This window comes from Variovorax paradoxus, from assembly GCF_009498455.1.
Lineage (GTDB): Bacteria > Pseudomonadota > Gammaproteobacteria > Burkholderiales > Burkholderiaceae_C > Variovorax > Variovorax paradoxus_H.
In genome coordinates, this window is the sequence record NZ_CP045644.1 from 4,081,154 (window position 1) to 4,097,636 (window position 16,483).

The window sequence follows — 16,483 nt, forward strand, 5'->3', positions numbered from 1 at the left end:
GCGAACATGTCCAACGTCAACGACATCGTCATCATCGGAGCCGGGCAGTCCGGCGGCTGGGCAGCCAAGACGTTGCGCGACTCAGGCTTCACGGGCTCAGTGCTGATGATTGGCAATGAACGCCATCTTCCCTACGAACGTCCGCCCCTGTCGAAGCAAGTCTTGCTCGGCGAGCTGGGACCTGGTGCATGTCAACTGTGGTCGCAAGAGCGCCTTGTGGAGCTGGGAATCAAAGTGGAGCTTGGGAATCACGTCGAGCGAGTCGACCGGGCCGGCAGCCAGGTTGTTTGTCGGGATGGAAAATCCTTCCACTTCGACCAGCTGCTTCTGGCGACAGGATCTCGACCCCGGCAATTGATCTGCGAGGGTGCAGAGCTGCAGGGCGTGCATTACCTGCGGACGATCGACGACTGCCTGGCCATCCGCGCCAACCTCGGAACCGCTATCCAGCTGGTCGTCGTCGGTGGCGGCTGGATCGGGCTGGAAGTTGCCTCAGGACTGCGGGCGCGCGGCGCCCATGTCACGGTGCTCGAGGCTTCCAATCAGCTCTGCGGACGCTCGCTTCCCCCGTCGCTCAGCAAGTATTTCCTGGAGCAGCACGTTAGTCGCGGCGTAGACGTTCGGCTCGGCGCTCGCCTCAAGCGCTTCGTGGGAAATGGAAAGATTCAAGGGGTCGAGCTCGACGACGGTTCGATCGTGCCTGCTACGGTAGTGCTCGTAGGCATCGGTGCGGTGCCGAACGACGAACTTGCACGGTCCTGCGGGCTGGACGTTGGCAACGGAATCGTGGTCGACGAGCACTGCCGGACTTTGGACCCGAGAATATTTGCCTGCGGTGATGTGACTGACCAGCCGTTGGTACAGGGCAGGGGGCGCCTCGAATCGTGGAAGAACGCACAGGATCAAGGGGTAGCAGCTGCGAAGGCGATGTTGGGCGCCGGGCCCGTCACCAGAGAGCTGCCGTGGTTTTGGTCCGACCAGTTCGACATCAACTTTCAGTTGTTGGGCATCGTGCCCCCAGGCGCGCAGCAGTACCGAAAGGCCAATGACAACGGCTTCATCGACTTCTTTGTACAAGAAGGCCACCTGGTCGCAGCGGCGGCCATCAACAGCCCTCGCGAGTTGCGGGAAGCCAAGAGAGAGATCCAGAAAGCGCTTCCGTTCTCGGAAGAAGGCTTGGTGTTGATTCAAGATCGATGTGATGCCCTTGAGAGGCAGGAGAAAGCACTATGAGCGGCGCAAGAGCGTTGGTGCTGGAGTCACCCAAGAACCTCCAGTTGCGAGAATTCCCCATACCCGAGATCGGCGACGACGACGCCGTGTTGCGGGTCGAAGCCTGTGGTCTGTGCGGCACCGACTATGAGCAGTGGCTCGGTCACCTCGGTGATTGGGGAGGAGGCATGCCGATCGTTCCCGGCCACGAAATCATGGGATTCATCGAGCGCATCGGGCCCACGGCGGCCAAGCGTTGGCGTGTGAGGGAAGGTGATCGCGTCGCGATCGAGCCAATCATCCCTTGCGGTCACTGTGCAGACTGCATAGCGGGCGAGTACACACGGTGTCAGTCCGACTTAGGGTATGGCCTGTACCAGAATATTCATTCCGCGCCGTCGCTGTGGGGAGGCTACGCGAGTCATGTGTACCTGCATCCGAAGACGATGGTGCACAAGCTCCCCACGAACGTCGCCACCGACCTGATGACCTTGGTGAATCCGTTGTCCAACGCAATCCGTTGGGTGTACGAGGTGGGCGGCGCGGCGCTCGGGAAGACGGTCGTGATCGCTGGTCCAGGACAGCGGGGGCTGCTGGCCGCTGTGGCTGCGCGCAGGGCAGGCGCCTCCCAGATCATTGTGACCGGGACATCGTCTGATCGCGGTCGTTTGGATCTGGCCCTCCGGCTTGGCGCTACGGCGGTCATCGATGTCGACAAGGAAGATCCAGTGGAGCGCGTGGTCGAGATCACTGGTGGACGATTGGCCGACGTGGTCCTTGACGTGTCGGCAGGATCGATGGCTCCGATCATCCAGGGCGTGGACATGGTCAAGCGCGGCGGGCGAATCGTGCTGGCTGGTCTCAAAGCGAACAAACCACTCGATGGGTTTCCGATCGACAAGGCGGTGCTGCGGGAGATCCAGCTTGTCGGGGTGCTGAGCGCGGGGTGGGAATCGACTGAATTGGCGATCGACATCGTCAAGCATGCCGGAGAGGCGCTAAGGCCTCTCTGCACGCATTCTTTTGGAATGGATAAAGGCACCGAAGCGGTGCGCACGCTCGGGCGAGAGGTGACTGACGGGCGGGACGCTATCCACATCACTCTCACACCCGACTAAGCATGTGTGCAGCCTGCTATCGCGCTGCCTCGTTTCGTTCCCTTCTTGCAAACGAGGGGCGCGCAGCGACGGACGAAAAGAAAAATCAAAAGCCCCCGCCGGTCAATTTTTCTGACGGATCTCCCCCAGCTTCAATCAGTCCGCTTGAAGGCGAGCGGCCTCAGCAGAGGCTGTCGCTCTACGCGCCCTCGGCCCGGCGCACAGTCACACGGTGACGAGTGCAGATTGAGCCTGTGTTGCTCGCAGCACCAGGCAACCAGGCTGCACGGTTCCCGCTGAATCAGGCCTTGGCCGCCGGGATGTGCGATTGCGCCCCCAGCTGTGGCCAGGCAATTGGCGCGGTTGCCGCGGTGAGGCGTTCCTGGACCGAGAGCGCCAAGTCCCAGTGCCTCGCCACCAACCGCAAGCCAGTGACGTCATTTGCTTCGTTTGTACACAGCCAGAGCACTGGTTCAGCGAGCTTCTCGGGTTGGATCAGGTCTTCGGGTTCTATCCCGCAGTCCGCCGGCACCATGCGGGAGTTCACTGGTCCACCGGGGAGCAGCACGTTGACGGTGACGCCAGTTCCATCCAAATCCTGGAACATGATGCGCGATGACGCCTCCAATGCGGCTTTGCAAGGCCCATAGGGGCCAATGCCCTGACGATACATCGTATCCAGACTGGTCGAGACATTGATGATGCGTCCCCAGCCCCGTTGCACCATGTCCGGGGCGAACAGTGTGCTGAGCAGTTGAGCCCCAAATACATTGACCCGCAGCATCTCAAGCCATAGCGCGTCAGGGGTCGACCAGAATTTAGGCTTCGCCACGAGATAGGCCGGATCATTGCGCTCAGGACCTATCGCTGCGTTATTGATCAGGATGTCGACCCTGGAGGATGCCTCGGCCAGCTTGACGCGCAGCGCCTGTGCGCTTGCTCGATCAGCAATGTCCATGACCTGGGCGAGAACGCTTGCGCCGTGACTCCGGAGCTGTGTTGCGGCCCGATGCAGTTCTTGCTCCGCCACGTCGACCAGAATGAGATTAGCCCCGGCGGTAGCGAGCCGCTGTGCGATTGCCAGACCAATTCCTTGCGCCGCGCCTGTTACCAGCGCGGTTCGGCCCGTCAGGCGTTCGGCCGGAAGATGTGCAGAGGGAGTCGTCACGTCGGGGCTCCCACAGCCGGCTGGCTGAGATCGCCGAAGCATTTGGCGGCGAAGCGCAGCGCCCGGGCCTTGGCGAGTTCGTGAGCAGCAGGACTGAATCGATCGGCGCGAGACCGGTTGTAGAACGCGTGCTCAGCCCCTTCATAGGTGTAGAACTCGTCGCCTTCGTGGCCACGCTTGATGACCGCGTCGGACACCGCCTCGATCACCTCGATCGGGTTGTGGTTGTCGTTCGTCCCGAAATGGAACTGCAAGGGACACTGAATCCCTTGGATAAGGTCCCCGAGCTTGTTCAAGCCCACTCCGTACATGGAGATCATGCCGGACAGCGGCGTGGCAGCCGCCATGCGAACCGCCATTCGACCGCCCAGGCAAAAGCCGAACACGATTGGCCGTTGGTCTGCCGACTGTTCTGCCTGTAGCCAGTCGGCGCAAACGGCCAGATCCAATACGCCCGTGACCTCGTCGTATCGCAAGGAGTAGTCCACGGCCGCTTGGCGCTCGTTGGCGTCCTCGCCGTTGCCCAAACTCAAATTGCGTGCCAGCCGCCAGTAGATGTCCGGCACAACAACTGCATAGCCAGTCCCGGCAAGGTCGTCCGCGATGGAACGCATCGCGGGCGTGACGCCGAAGATCTCCTGGATCAAAACGATGGAGCCACTGGCTTGGGCAGGTCGGGTGAAGTACGCGTCCATGTGGTCGGTACCGATGGGAATCGAGACATTTGTCGAAAGGAGATCCATGGCAATTAGGTCTGTTGACAAAGGTAGTTGAATGATGCATCCTAGCATGCAGCATTTGGTGTTGCAACGACGTGGAAGGAAAAATGGACAAGAACCCAACCTCGCCCCTGACCGGCGTGCGAATCGTCGAACTCACGGCGATGATCACGGGGCCGCTGGCCGGCACACTGTTGGCGGATCTCGGCGCCGAGGTGATCAAGGTAGAAAACCCGAAAGATGGCGACCCCTTCCGATCTTTTCGCGGCGGCACTTACAGCCCCTACTTCGCCACCTACAACCGTAACAAAAAAGGGGTCACGCTCAACCTGAAAGGTGCGCTCGGTAAAGAGGCGTTTCTGAAGTTGATAGAAAGCGCTGACGTGCTGATAGTGAACTTCCGCTCTGGTGTGATGGAGCGGCTCGGGCTCGGCGTGGATCAGCTGCGGGAGGTCAACCCTCGCCTGATCGTTTGCTCCATCACAGGTTTTGGCGAGTCAGGTCCGTACGCTGATCGGCCTGCCTATGACGCGGTGGGGCAAGCGCTGAGCGGCATCTCCAGCCTCTTGCTTGGTGCCGATGCGCAAATAACTGGGCCCTCGATTGCGGACAACCTGACGGGCATGTACGCCAGCTACGGGATCCTCGGCGCGCTGTTCGAACGGGAGCGCACAGGCAAGGTCCGTACCCTCCAGTTGAACATGCTGGAGTCGACAATGGCGTTCATCAGCGATCCCTTCGCCAATTTCACGATGGCGGGCGTTAAGCCGGATCCTTTGATGCGAGTGCGCGCGTCGCAGTCCTACGCGTTACGCTGCCAAGACGGATCGCTGGTGGCCGTCCATATGTCTTCGCCTCAAAAGTTCTGGTTGGGATTGCTCAAGGCCCTGGAGCGCGAAGACCTGGCCACGGATCCGCGATTCGCTGAACGAGCACAGCGGCTGGACAACTACGAAGAACTTGCTATCGAACTGAACCGCACGTCGAAGACGAGGCCGCGTGACCATTGGATCGCCCGCTTTGTCGAAAACGATGTACCGCATGCACCTGTGTTGACGCTTCCAGAAGTTATGGAGGATGCACAAGTAAAGCATCTGAACTCTTTCGCCGACGCCGAGCATCCCGTGCACGGTCCGCAGAAGATGATTCGCCGGCCGGTGCTGTATGACGGTCAGAGAACGGATCAACCGTTGCAGCCCGCGCCCGACCTCGGCGAACACTCCTTGAACGTGTTTCGTGCACTCGGCTATGCCGACGAGGTCATCGCCAAGATTCAGTCCGGCGGCTGAAAAAGTTGGCGGACGATACAAAGGACATCAGGAATTCAATCATGACGAAGACACGAATTGGAACTCACCTTAATGACACCGCGCGGCTACGGGTTCGCGGCAAAGACACCCTGAGTGAGGTCGTTGGCGAACTGAGCTTTACCGAAGGCTTCTACCTGGTCGTTACTGGCCGAGTGCCGACTGCGACGCAACGCAAGGTTCTGGACGCGGCACTACTTGTCCTGATGGACCATGGTCTGACGCCCAGCGCACTAGTGGCTCGCATCGTTGCGGACTCTAATCCCGATGACATTCAGATCCCGCTGGCAGCAGGTGCATTGATGGTCGGAAATCGATACGCGGGCACGATGGTGGGCGCAGGCCGGGTGTTGAGCGAGGGTATGTCCTTTGGGGGGGACAAACGCGAATGGGCGAAGGATCTCGTCGCCAAGTTCCGCCAATCGAAGCGGCGTATCCCCGGCTTCGGTCACGCCAACTACAAGGGGGTGGATCCTCGCGCGGCGAGGCTGTTCGAAGTGGCTGAGGCGGCCGGCGTGAAGGGCGACTACATCGCCTTGCTGCAGACGCTGAGTGAAGAGATCGATGCCGACGCGGGCAAACGGATTGTCCTGAATGCGACCGGCGCACTCGGCGCGATCTTGCACGAGATCGACTTCCCTGTGGAAGCGATGCGCGCGGTCGCTGTGGTGAGTCGCTGTGCAGGGCTGGTCGGTCATGTGCTTGAGGAGCGGAGCTCGCCCATTTCCCCAGACATATATGCTCTCAGCGAGACTATCGACTACGAGGAGGGGGTGGATTGAAGCCGTCGCTGAGCCAGTCAAGGGGAGGGCAGGCGTTCAGAATCGACGATTGACAGTGCCTCCGCTCACATCTGTGGGCCAAGTTTCCCGAGTACTCGGCTCAGGCAAAAAGACGTGGCAAGTGGTAAGCGCTGTTCATGTGACCCTGCCTCGTTTCCACGCACATCAAGTCATGCAGCCGAGAGGCTTTGCTCCCTTGTGACTGGGGCGAGGTATCCGTTTGCTGAGTCAATGCGCACTCGGTTGTAGGAGCCTTAGATCCAGTCCCCACGGGCAGCGTGGTCACGGTTCTCCTGAGCGCATTGGCCATGGCGATGGCTCGGTAACCCGCCAGCGCAGGACCGTTCTTCGTCCGGGGAGTCAGTCCATACAGCCAGCGTTCGCCCGTGGCAACATAGTGATCTTGCCCCCGTATTTCAGGACACGGGCTATTCGCAATGTAGCGTCTGCTCGATCTGAGCAAGACGCTGTTGGGCAGCGCGATGCTGCCTGAACTCCCTGGGTGATTTCATCTTCAATGCCGAGTGCGGATGCACCTCATTGAAGTGCTCGAAGGCTGCGGCCATCTGCGCCATTACAGTTCTCGCATCGGCAAGGTCCATGCGGCTGACGTAATCGCGCTTGAACGTGTTCACGAAGCTCTCGGCCATGCCGTTGCTCTGGGGACTGCACACGGGCGTGTTGACCGGGCTCAGGCCCAGTTGTCGAGCGATCTGTCGAGTCTCGGCCGCGATGTAGGCGCCCCCGTTGTCCGAGAGGAACTCCAAGGCGTGGGTACTGGGAACACCCTCGACGCCGCCGAAGCGCTTCTCCACGGCCTCGATGAGCATTTCGCGCACCGGCTCGCCCGGCAGCCCTTTGCCCTCCCATGCCCGATAGGCCAGAATCTCCCGGTCGCAGCAGTCCTTGGTGAAGGTCGCGGTCACGGTTTGCCCCGAATCACACTTGATCTCGAAGCCGTCCGAGCACCAGCGCATGTCGCTGTGCGCGACGGCCACCTTGCCCTCATGGGGCCGGCTGGACTGGCGCCGTCTCGGCGCCTTCGGTAACAGCAATGCATGAGCCGCCATCACGCGGTGGATGCGCTTGGCGTTCACTCGCGGCGCACCGATGGTGGCTCGATGCCGGTTCACCAACGCACAGGCACGCCGGTAGCCATAGGTCGGCAACTCGGTGATCTGGGCCTTGATCTCGTCGAGCAAGGCCACGTCGCTTGCAGGCGCCGTGCGTCGTGTCCGGGCGTCGATCCAGGACTCGGGGCGAGCTTGCAAGCGATGAATGTTCGAGCGCGCCAACCCAAGGGCCTGGCAGACGGCCTTCACTGGCCGTCCCCGTCCAGCAAGGGCGAGCGCGCAATCCACTAATGAGATGGTCCGCCTCGCCCCTCCAAGTTGTACAACACGTTCCTCATCCACCAGGAGACCGTCATGAGCAACCAGCAAATCGCGGCAGTCACTTACGGCATCGATCTAGGCAAGACGTGGTTTCACGTCGTCGGCATGGACGCCAGCGGCAATCCCGTCAAGAAGGCCAAACTTAGTCGCAGCAACATTCAGGGATTCTTCGTCAATGTCCCGGGTGCACTGATCGGTATGGAGGCTTGCCCGGGATCGCAATGGTTGGCGCGCAAGCTGCAGGCGCTGGGTGAGATGGTCCGCCTCGCCCCTCCAAGTTGTACAACACGTTCCTCATCCACCAGGAGACCGTCATGAGCAACCAGAAAATCGCGGCAGTCACTTACGGCATCGATCTAGGCAAGACGTGGTTTCACGTCGTCGGCATGGACGCCAGCGGCAATCCCGTCAAGAAGGCCAAACTTAGTCGCAGCAACATTCAGGGATTCTTCGTCAATGTCCCGGGTGCACTGATCGGTATGGAGGCTTGCCCGGGATCGCAATGGTTGGCGCGCAAGCTGCAGGCGCTGGGTCACCAGGTTCGCATTCTTCCAGCTCAGTTTGTGAAGCCCTATGTGAAGTCCAACAAGAACGACATCATCGACGCCGCTGCGATCGCCGAAGCAGTCACGCGGCCGACGATGCGCTTTGTGCAGGTCAAACACACTGAACAGGTCGATCTGCAGGCGCTTCACCGTAGCCGCCAACTGCTTGTCTCGACGCGCACCCGATTGATCAATCAGATGCGTGCATTTTGCTTGGAATACGGGGTTGCCATGCGCAATGGAGTGGGAGGGTTCAAATCTGGATTGCCAGCCGCTTTGGCCGATGAGGCGAACGACCTCACGCCCTCCATGCGCGAACTCCTTGTCGATCTGGCCGGCGATCTAGCTGCTCTCGAGGGACGAATTGCCGTCCTCAGTCGCAAGATCAACGCGGTAGCGGACGCATCAGACATGGCACGCCGACTTACATCGATTCCTGGGGTCGGTCCGCTTATCGCAACAGCGCTCGTATCGGCGGTAGGCGACGCCCATCAATTCAAGAGGGCCCGTGATCTCAGTGCATGGCTGGGACTGACACCAGGGCAATATTCCACCGGAGGCAAAACGAACCTGACCGGGATCAGCAAGCGTGGCAACACCTACGTGCGCACGCTGCTCATTCATGGCGCGCGAGCGTCCTGCATGCATTTGGACAGATCGAAGGATCGACTCGGGGTCTGGCTCGATCAGGCAGAAGCAAGACTGCATCACAACAAGCTGGTGGTCGCCCTTGCCAACAAAATGGTGCGGATCGCGTGGGTGATCTTGACCAGAGCAGGTGCTCTCTATGAACGGCGTGACCCTCGCTTCTCCACCGAATTGAACTGAGTTTTTATCGCAACGCTTTTTGGGTTTCCGAAGTTTGCTTGGCTCCGGATTGATGACGAAACAGACGATCGACCTGACGTAAGCCCGAGAAAAAAAGCGGGTGTTCCAACCCGGTCCACTTATTGGGAACGTTGCGTGCGAATCTCATCATGGCCTGGCTGCAACAGCAGCCCACCCGCGAGAGGCCGGATACATTTGTGCAAACTGCTTTCGTCTGAGTGAAGGAGCCTTGCGAATGCGAGGCGGACCATACATTTTTTTCTGCGGCGTACTCCACAGCTTCCTTGAGGATCTCGTTCTCCAGCGTCTTCTTGCCAAGCACGCGCTGTAGCTTGGCGATCTCGGCACGAGCGGCGGCGAGCTCAGAAGCCGGCACCACCGCCTCGCCGGCGGAGACCGCAGTCAGCGCCCCTTGGCGTTCAAGCTTGCGCCACTGAAACAGCAAGCTCGCAGCAACGCCTTCCTGGCGCGCAACGAGCGACACGCTCATGCCAGGTTCGTAGCTTCGACGAACCAGTGCGGCCTTCTCTGCAAGGGACCAGCGCCTGCGGCGCTGGTCCCTCATGATCACTTCGACGGTATCCGTATTCCTAGTCGTACTCACAGTCCTACTCCTATCTTTAAAGATAAGCGATAGACCGTGTTCTGTCATTCAAGGGGCCAGCTCAATAGGTTATGTCTGTCACCACGCCCGATTCGGCCGCCAGCCATCGAAGCGTCAATCCGGAATGTTGGCAGCCACCGGCAACTGATGCACGGAATCGGTGATCCCCTGCGGCACCTATTCGGTGCGTGTATGCGATCGCCCTTGATTGCGCATGATGTCTCTCAATAACGCTGCTAGTTCCTGCGGATGAGTGATGTTCGGGGAGTGTGGGCCATCCATCTGATAGAAAGCCACATTCGGCGCAACCGGCCGGACGTGCTTCGGCCAATCCGGCTCCACCAGTCGATCCTGGGCGGTGGTGATCACTGAGACCGGAACGGCCGCATCAGCTAGGCTGGCGGGATACCTGTCCTCGACGACGACAGGCGCCGCAGCAGGGTGTTTAAGTCTCAGTGACACCATGGCCGCGTAATGTCCGGGGGCCGTGGAATTTTTGTAACGCCGGTCGATATGCTCATCCATTCCTGAGGTCTTATTCGTCAACACCTCCACGACCCGTGAGATGTACTCTCGTCCGGGCTCTAGGTCGGCGAGGAGTTGTTTTGCGAGTTCGACCCGCCACGGTCCGCCGGTGCCTGCAACACTTGTCGCGCTCGCCATGGGAAAAGAAGAGGCCGCAGCGGCGCGAAGTGCCAACGTTCCGCCGAACGAGGTTCCCACTACGTGCGGCGGGCCACTTAGCTGCAGCAGCTTGAGAAAACCCGCGATGTGACGCAACCGATGCTCAAAGGGCGACGTGCCGAACATCACAACCTTGTCGGTTTGGCCGAAGCCGGGAAGATCGGGTGCGACCACGCGGTGATCGGCTGCCAAATCTACCAGGACGTCCCTCCAAGATAACATCGCGTCGGCGCCCCAGGCGCCGTCGTGTAGCAAGAGGACCGGTGTCGAACTTGGGTCGCCGGCAGTGTAGTAGCTGGTATGCACACCTCCGACATCTAGAAAGGCATGCTCGATGTCTACCCTTGCCGATTCATCCGCACGCCCGATCGAGCGTCGGCCACCTTTGTCTTGATCCACGAGATTCAAGTCTTTCTCCTGAAGGATGTCATCTTGGAGATGACCGGTTAGAAGCAACGCGCCTCACTGGCCGCGTTGCAGGCCGAGCGCTCACCCGGAAAAAGTAAAGAAGCGGTCTGGACAACGCCCGCAAAACGGCGACTTATTTCTCTGCCATCACGCATCGAGCTACGCCGCTTCCGGCTGAACACCCGGAACCGCTTGAGTAAAGGCTGGAAGGGGCGAGAAAACGGTGACGACTTCGTTAGTCAACGGCCAGTGAGCGGGTCAGATGGAACCCCTCGTAACCCGCTTCGGCCACGTCGTCGCACTTCTTTCTGTAATTGCCATGCCCCCCGAGATAGGGCAGGAAGACTTGCGCTTTTCCGGGGACGTTGGCGCCGAGGTACCACGAGTTCGCCTTCAGATAAAGCGTGCGTGACACAAGATCCTGCACATGCTGCATCCACTCGTGCTCTGCGCTCGCGTTGGCATCGATGCATTCGAAGTTGTGCTGTCGCATGTACTTCATCACGCGCGTTACCCAATCGACGTGCTGTTCGATGCCCATCGACATGTTGGCCAACGGCCCGGGACTGCCTGGTCCGGTCACCGTGAACATATTTGGGAATTCGCTGGTCATGAGACCCAGATAGGTCTTTGCGCCTCCCGCCCACTTGCCGCTGAGCGCGCGCCCTCCGACCCCGCGCACATCGATTTGGTTGAGTGCGCCAGTGAGCGCGTCATAGCCTGTAGCGTAGATCAGGACGTCGAGTTCGTGCACACCGTCCTTAGTGCGCACGCCTTTCTGTACGATTTCCTCGATCGGCGTGGACTGTAGGTCCACCAGCGTGACGTTCTCGCGGTTGTAGACGTCGTAGTATGTATCCCCGAGGCATGGTCGCTTGGTGGCAAAGGGAAATCCATAAGGAAGCAGCTTCTTCGCTACTTCCGGATTCTTGACGATCGCGCGAATCTTTTCGCGCACGAACTCGGCGACAGTTTCGTTCGCCTCATCGTTTGAGAGGATGTCGCCGTAACAAGCGCGAAATGCAAGAAGGTGGCTGTTTTCCCACGCGTTATCGTACTTCTTCTGGCGCTCCAGAGGGCTCGCCTCCAGCGCGGATTCGTAGGCGGCTGGGACTGAATTGCCGAAGCGAGTTAGTCGGCTAATCGCTCGGCGTTCGCTGTAGCCTGAGCGGACCCGCGCTCGCATCGCCGGCGTGAGAGAGTAGTTTTTCGCGGGCAGCACAAACACCGCCGTACGCTGAAAAACCGTAAGGTGCTTGCATTTCCCGGCTATCGCTTGGATGACCTGCACACCTGATGAACCGGTGCCGATAATGCCCACCCGCTTGTCGGAGAAGTCGATGTCATGCTGCGGCCAGCGACCCGTGTGAAAGCTCTCTCCTTGAAAGCTCTCTGCGCCAGGGATGTCCGGCGGCTTGGGCACGGACAACACGCCGGTCGCCGGGACGAAGAAGCGGGCGGTGGTGGTTTTGCCGTCCGAAGTTGCAATCGTCCAAAGGTTGCGCTTCTGGTCGAAAAAGGCCGACTCCACCCGCGTATTGAAGCGGAAGGACTCACGAAGGCTGAAGCGGTCAGCCACATGATTGAGGTAGCGCATCAGCTCTCCAGCTGTGGGATAGCGCTCGGTCCAGTCCCATTCATCCTGCAGCTCCGAGGAGAACGAATACGAGTAATCCCAGCACTCGAGATCGACACGTGCACCTGGATAACGATTCCAGTACCACGTACCCCCGAGACCGTCACCAGCCTCAAACGCCTGGACCTTGAAGCCCGCGTCGCGCAGCGATTTGACAGCGTAAAGGCCGCCGAACCCGGCGCCAACGACAACCGCGTCAACCACGGTTCCAATAGAAGTATCTTCCTTCATGAAAATCCTTAGATAACAAGCTTGAAAAATTTGCACCAAGTCAAGGGGACGGGTGCCATGTGGAATGAGCGGCTTCGGTCAGGACTCCATCACTCTCGATTGCCTTGTCGCGTCGTCGCCTCGACCCGCGTGCCGTCCTGAAATCCGCTGCCGCTCAACCGAGTGATAACGACACTTGCTGCGGTTCCAACGCCGAGCGGGATCAGCAGCAGCAGAAAAACATGGTGGAGCGGTAAGTTCATCGCCAGGAGGACTCCGCCGAGAATCGGCCCGCTCACCGCTCCAACGCGACCGATAGCGAAGGCCCAACCGGAACCGTTTGCTCTGAAAGCAGTCGGGTAAATGAGCGCCGATGCAGCGTTGAGTCCTAGTTGCAGACCGAGGAGGCAGAAACCTGCAAAAAATACTCCCGCCATCAGCAAAGGCTCCTTGCCGGTAAGGAACCCCAGCGAACCAACAATCGGAAGAGACAGCGCGAACAAAACAGCCACCGGCTTGAATCCGTGCTTATCAAGGGGGCGCGCAAGCGCCAGGCCACCGATGGTGCCCCCGATCTGGAATATTGACGTGGCGATCGCCGCGTGCGAGGCCGTCACTTGTGCAGTGGCGAGGACAGTGGGTAGCCAACTGTTGGTGAAATAGAAAGCCATCTGACAACAGATGAACATGACCCAAAGGAGGGGAGTCAGGTATGCCAGTCGGCCAGTAAACAGTAGCTTTGGCCGAAATCCCGAGTAGCCCGATTCCCCCTGGACGACGAATCTCGTGTTCAGACCAATCGCAAGCGTCGGGCTGAGAGCGCGCACGATGTCGACGATTGATTTCCGGCTACGTTTGTTTAGTACAAGAAACTTCAGCGACTCAGGCAGTAGAAAGATCGCCAAGATGGCAAATGCAATGGGTGCAACACCGCCGATGAGGAACAGGACCTGCCATCCGTAGGTGGGCACGAGAGTCGCGGAGATCAGCCCCGGCAGCGCCCCTCCAAAGGTGAGGCCCGTAAACATGATGATGATCAGCGTCGCGCGGATCCGGCGCGGAGCGAACTCTCCATTCAATGCCGTGATGTTTGGGAGCAGTCCCCCGATGCCGATCCCGGCGAGGAAGCGCAGATAGAGCAGCTCTGTGGACGAGCTGGCCTTGATGCAGGCCAGTGTGAACGCGCCGAACAGCAAACACGAACCGATGATCGCGACCTTGCGCCCGAATCGATCGCCCACGTAGCCAAACAACGGGGCACCGAAAGCAACGCCGACCAGGCTCGCACTAAAGACTGGTCCGAGTGCAGCCAAACTGGTGATCTCCCATTCCCTCACGAGGTATGGCGCGGCGAACGCTGCAGCAGTGAGCTCGTAGCCGTCCAGCAGCACGAACAGAAAGGAGATCACCAAAAGCTTAACGTTGAAGCGATTGATGCGGCGATCGTCAATCAAGCGCGAAACATCGATGGTGGGAGCTTCTGCCATGGCTTTGAATGATAGTAAGTGTGCTGTTAATAAGTAGGCTGACGATAAGTGTAGGCGTATAATTTTTGGACTACGTCCGTGTAAACCCTTGGCTCCTTTCAAAACAATGACTGCTGAATTCGAGCAACTTCCCGGATACCACGTCAGGCGCCTACACCAGATCGCGGTCGCTTTGTTTCTCGAAGAGACAAAGTTGCATGGCATCACCCCGGTCCAGTACGGAGCGTTAGCGGCAGTTGCTGGTCAGCCCGGAATCGACCAGCGAGGTCTAGCTCGTGCAATCGGCATTGACACCTCAACCATCGGCAGCGTGGTCGACCGCCTTGAGGCGCGTGGGTTGATGACCCGAAATGCAAGTCCTGATGACCGACGGGTGCGTTTACTTACCATCACGCCCGAAGGCGAGAGCCTTCTCTCGGCGGTGGAGCCTGGTCTACTTCGCACGCAAGATCGACTCCTTGCGCCTTTACCGGCCGATCAACAAGCGGACTTCATGAGGATGCTGACGACCTTGGTCCAAGGTAACAGCTCGGTCAGTCGCGCTCCCAGCAACTCGGACGGGCCAGCCCCCGAAGCTTTTGGCACGCGACAGGCAAACTCAGTAGTGCCGTCGGAAGTTGCGACACCGCCTCTTTCACCGCGCCGGCGACAACGGGCCGCTTGAGCGTTCAATTCGAGTCCCTCGGGAGGCTTTGTCGTGCCATGTCAGCCACTGGGCCGATTTCCCTTCCAGACAGTGCCGCCGGGACATCGTCCCGCTAGCACACGACCTGCTGCAAGTGCGAACTGACGCCGAGAAGTTCTTGCTGCTGGCCGCCCTCAACCTCCTGGAGTGCGTTTCCTACGTCGGAGCTCAACTGCAGTCCACGTGACCCGAGTGCGGCCGGTCACGATGGGGATGACTGGACGCTCACGGAGAAGGCCGCGTTGACGTTGTAGGCGTCAAGATTTGACCGGGAAATGGTCGAGTGACTCAGAATGGAGCGGGGAATCTTCCGGCTTGCCATATGAACCAAGGAGCGCGTCTCTCAGTGCTGTTGGACACGACGGCGCCAAAGAAGCTGGTGTTGGAATTAATCGCCGATAGCTTCGAGCTCATATCGGTCACTTGAGCTTTTGGAAAAGCCGACTGGGCGTCGGTCGACGGACATCAAGCGGCCGCACCCTAGCAGCACAGGAGCGTCGCCCGAAGACCAGGGGACGCCTGTGCCGCCGCCTGGTATGGCTCAATCGATGTGGGCTCCGGATAGCTTCACGATCTCGGACCACTTTTCAATCTCGGATTTGCTGAACTGCACGAGCTGTCCCTCGTCCATTGGGGGAACCTCAAGGCCCAACGCGACAAGCTTGGCTCTGGTCCCTTCGGTCATGACGGCTTTCGAGGTTGCCGCGCGCAACTTTGCAAGTACAGCAGGAGGGGTCTTGGCTGGAGCGTAGAGCATCATCCACGCCATCAGGTCGAAATTTTCCATGCCTTGCTCCTGGAGTGTTGGGACGTCCGGAGCAATCGAAGTTCGCCGCGCGGTTGAAGCGCCGAGTGCTCGCAGCTTGTTCGCACGGATGTGGGGAAGTGCCGCCACGGGGTGGTAGAACATGAAGTCCACTTGGCCCGCGATCACGTCGTTTAACGCGGTCGCTCCCTCCTTGTAGGGCACATGCACCATGTCGCCGCCAAGGCGAACCTTGAGCAGCTCGCCAGCCAGGTGCCCTGAAGTGCCGTTGCCCGCAGAGGCGAAGCTGAGTCTCTTTCCGGCTGACGCAGCGTTGCGCAGGTCCTTCAGCGTCTTGTAGGGCGAGTTGGCCGAGACGATAAGCAGCGTAGGGGTGGAGCCGGCAAAGCCGATGGGCGCAAAGTCCTTGAGCGCGTTGGTGGTGAGCTTGCGGTAGAGCGTAGGGTTGATCGCATGTGTTCCGACAGTGCCGAGCAGGATGGTGTATCCGTCTGCGGAATCCCTGGCAACCATATCCACGCCAATGTTGCCGCCTGCGCCGGCCCTGTTTTCAACGACGACCGGCTGGCCCATCTGTCGAGCGATGCCCTCCCCGAAGACACGTGCCACGATATCCGCGGTCGTGCCCGCGCCGAATGGCACCACGAGCTTGATGGGGCGGGTGGGGTAATCCTGCGCGACGGCTGGATGCGCGAGGCCCAAGGCGGCCACGGCGGTCAGAAGTGTTCGACGAGAGAGCATGACAAATCCTTTGGGTTTAACTACCTCAAAGCCGGGTACTGGCCCGTGCAGACCTATCCGACAGGCTATGTTAAGTAGCCTTGTTGTCTCATGCAATATTGGGGCCAACCCGATGCGCGTGGCCCATTCATTAAGCAGGAGCGACCAGAAGCGTCGAGGTGCACCGTCCTCGGGCAGATCTGGTATCCCTTGACGCTGTCGCCCTCCAAT

13 protein-coding genes and 2 pseudogenes are annotated in these 16,483 nt (G+C 59.6%); 7 read left to right on the forward strand and 8 right to left on the reverse strand.

Features of this window, described 5'->3' with window-relative positions:
• Nucleotides 1–6: 6 nt before the first annotated feature.
• Nucleotides 7–1,233 (forward strand): NAD(P)/FAD-dependent oxidoreductase, encoded by a 1,227-nt coding sequence (locus GFK26_RS18870; RefSeq protein WP_153283313.1) that lies wholly within the window; start codon nucleotides 7–9, stop codon nucleotides 1,231–1,233.
• On the forward strand, nucleotides 1,230–2,330 hold the full coding sequence (locus GFK26_RS18875; RefSeq protein ID WP_153283314.1) for a zinc-dependent alcohol dehydrogenase: 1,101 nt from the start codon (nucleotides 1,230–1,232) through the stop codon (nucleotides 2,328–2,330). Before GFK26_RS18870 ends, GFK26_RS18875 begins: the two co-directional genes overlap by 4 nt.
• A 280-nt stretch (nucleotides 2,331–2,610) precedes the next feature.
• Here the strand turns inward: GFK26_RS18875 and GFK26_RS18880 are convergent, their stop codons facing one another.
• Together GFK26_RS18880 and GFK26_RS18885 are read right to left on the reverse strand one after the other, a co-directional pair.
• On the reverse strand, nucleotides 2,611–3,477 hold the full coding sequence (locus GFK26_RS18880) for an SDR family NAD(P)-dependent oxidoreductase (protein ID WP_228121691.1): 867 nt from the start codon (nucleotides 3,475–3,477) through the stop codon (nucleotides 2,611–2,613).
• Complete coding sequence (locus GFK26_RS18885) at nucleotides 3,474–4,220, reverse strand: dienelactone hydrolase family protein (RefSeq protein WP_153283316.1); 747 nt, start codon at nucleotides 4,218–4,220, stop codon at nucleotides 3,474–3,476. The genes GFK26_RS18880 and GFK26_RS18885 overlap by 4 nt, the downstream gene beginning before the upstream one ends.
• An 83-nt stretch (nucleotides 4,221–4,303) precedes the next feature.
• Here GFK26_RS18885 and GFK26_RS18890 point away from each other — a divergent pair, with 83 nt between their 5' ends.
• Both GFK26_RS18890 and GFK26_RS18895 read left to right on the forward strand, forming a co-directional pair.
• Entirely contained in the window at nucleotides 4,304–5,485 is a 1,182-nt protein-coding gene (locus tag GFK26_RS18890) for a CaiB/BaiF CoA transferase family protein (RefSeq protein WP_153283317.1), read from the forward strand.
• Nucleotides 5,486–5,526: 41 nt separating this feature from the next.
• Nucleotides 5,527–6,285, forward strand: a complete 759-nt coding sequence (locus GFK26_RS18895) for a citryl-CoA lyase (protein WP_153283318.1) — start codon at nucleotides 5,527–5,529, stop codon at nucleotides 6,283–6,285.
• 428 nt (nucleotides 6,286–6,713) lie between these two features.
• On the opposite strand, the pseudogene GFK26_RS18905 reads toward GFK26_RS18895, so the two are convergent.
• Nucleotides 6,714–7,646, reverse strand: a pseudogene (locus GFK26_RS18905) (IS3 family transposase); the annotation flags it as partial.
• Nucleotides 7,647–7,712: 66 nt separating this feature from the next.
• Between GFK26_RS18905 and GFK26_RS18910 the strand changes: the two are divergent.
• Nucleotides 7,713–7,997 carry a hypothetical protein gene (locus tag GFK26_RS18910; RefSeq protein ID WP_153283320.1) on the forward strand — a complete coding sequence of 95 codons (285 nt, stop codon included), beginning with the start codon at nucleotides 7,713–7,715 and terminating at the stop codon, nucleotides 7,995–7,997.
• Nucleotides 7,994–9,052, forward strand: a complete 1,059-nt coding sequence (locus GFK26_RS18915) for an IS110 family transposase (protein WP_153283321.1) — start codon at nucleotides 7,994–7,996, stop codon at nucleotides 9,050–9,052. The genes GFK26_RS18910 and GFK26_RS18915 overlap by 4 nt, the downstream gene beginning before the upstream one ends.
• Nucleotides 9,053–9,227: 175 nt before the next feature.
• Here the strand turns inward: GFK26_RS18915 and GFK26_RS18920 are convergent.
• The 4 genes and pseudogenes from GFK26_RS18920 to GFK26_RS18935 all read right to left on the reverse strand — a co-directional run.
• Nucleotides 9,228–9,617: pseudogene (locus GFK26_RS18920) on the reverse strand (transposase); the annotation flags it as partial.
• Between the two features lie 216 nt (nucleotides 9,618–9,833).
• Nucleotides 9,834–10,739, reverse strand: coding sequence for an alpha/beta fold hydrolase (locus GFK26_RS18925; protein ID WP_228122074.1), 906 nt, complete (start codon nucleotides 10,737–10,739; stop codon nucleotides 9,834–9,836).
• 244 nt (nucleotides 10,740–10,983) lie between these two features.
• Complete coding sequence (locus GFK26_RS18930; protein ID WP_153283323.1) at nucleotides 10,984–12,615, reverse strand: flavin-containing monooxygenase; 1,632 nt, start codon at nucleotides 12,613–12,615, stop codon at nucleotides 10,984–10,986.
• An 89-nt stretch (nucleotides 12,616–12,704) separates the two neighbouring features.
• Nucleotides 12,705–14,081: an MFS transporter gene (locus tag GFK26_RS18935; RefSeq protein ID WP_194273907.1), complete on the reverse strand. Its 1,377-nt coding sequence runs from the start codon at nucleotides 14,079–14,081 to the stop codon at nucleotides 12,705–12,707.
• A gap of 106 nt (nucleotides 14,082–14,187) precedes the next feature.
• Here GFK26_RS18935 and GFK26_RS18940 point away from each other — a divergent pair, with 106 nt between their 5' ends.
• A complete protein-coding gene (locus GFK26_RS18940; RefSeq protein ID WP_153283325.1) occupies nucleotides 14,188–14,745 on the forward strand; it encodes a MarR family winged helix-turn-helix transcriptional regulator in 558 nt (185 codons plus the stop codon).
• Between the two features lie 562 nt (nucleotides 14,746–15,307).
• On the opposite strand, the gene GFK26_RS18945 is transcribed toward GFK26_RS18940, so the two are convergent.
• The gene (locus GFK26_RS18945; protein ID WP_153283326.1) at nucleotides 15,308–16,273 is read right to left on the reverse strand and encodes a Bug family tripartite tricarboxylate transporter substrate binding protein; all 966 of its coding nucleotides are present in this window, start codon (nucleotides 16,271–16,273) and stop codon (nucleotides 15,308–15,310) included.
• Between the last annotated feature and the right edge of the window lie 210 nt (nucleotides 16,274–16,483).